Origin of the sequence: Kitasatospora sp. NPDC059817 (assembly GCF_042731835.1) — a bacterium.
In the GTDB taxonomy this organism is placed as follows: Bacteria; Actinomycetota; Actinomycetes; order Streptomycetales; family Streptomycetaceae; genus Kitasatospora.
Genome location: NZ_JBHWIR010000022.1, coordinates 1 through 991 on the forward strand (window position 1 = coordinate 1; position 991 = coordinate 991).

1 protein-coding gene is annotated in these 991 nt (G+C 70.8%); it reads left to right on the forward strand.

Annotation, left to right across the window (positions count from 1 at the left end; all coding sequences use genetic code 11):
• The first annotated feature begins 412 nt into the window (after positions 1-412).
• On the forward strand, positions 413-853 hold the full coding sequence (locus ACFV61_RS07605) for a DUF3052 domain-containing protein (protein WP_063347441.1): 441 nt from the start codon (positions 413-415) through the stop codon (positions 851-853).
• The last annotated feature ends 138 nt before the right edge of the window (positions 854-991 follow it).

The window sequence follows — 991 nt, forward strand, 5'->3', positions numbered from 1 at the left end:
GGGGGGGGCCCCGGTCCGGCGGTGCGCGGACCGGGCCACTTCGCCCGCCCCCCACCCCCCCGGGTGAAACTTACAGCGGTGGACCGACCTGGTGGCCCGTCCGCCCGATGGCGGGCGGCCGGGGTGAGGGCCAACAGGAGACTCTACGCCCGCGCACGCGCGGACCCGAATGCCGTTCGTATCTCGGGCATCCGTACGCCCTGTGGGCCGGGACCACCCGAAGCATCCTTGTCTCATGCAGAGAAGGGCAAATCGGTGTGATTCCCGACACATCGAACGGCGTGTCCCCGCTGTGGCACGTCAACCTTTGGGGGGGATCAGGGGTCGGGTACTTGCGCGAACCGCCGCGCCCGTGTGGACTACGGCCACAGCCTCGGCATGGATGCCGGGCCGAATACTGGAGGTTATTCCCGTGAGCGCGACCGCGGACCCCGCGGACAAGTCCAACCCGGCGACCCGTCTCGGCTTCGAAGAAGGCCAGATCATCCAGGAGCTGGGGTACGACGACGACACTGACCAGGATCTCCGCGAAGGCATCGAGGAGCTCACCGGGACGGATCTCGTCGACGAGGACTACGACGACGTCGCCGACGCCGTTCTGCTGTGGCACCGCGACGACGACGGGGACCTCACCGACTCCCTCGTCGATGCCTTGGAGTACCTGGCCGAGGGCGGTCTGATCTGGCTGCTGACGCCCAAGACCGGGCGTGACGGCCACGTCGAGGCGTCCGACATCGCGGACGCGGCCCGCACCGCCGGTCTCTCCCAGACCAGCTCGATCGCGGTCGCCAAGGACTGGGCGGCCACCCGGCTCGCCACCAAGTCCACGGCCAAGCCGGGCGGCAAGCGCTGAGCGGGCTCTGAGGCCCCGCACCGGGCCCCGGGGGGGGGTACCGACACCGGGGGCCCCTCGGTTTTCGGGGGGCGGTAACCGGGGGGGGGCCCGCCCCGGTGATGACCGAGGGGTGTGAAAAGGGGTGGGCTGGGCCGG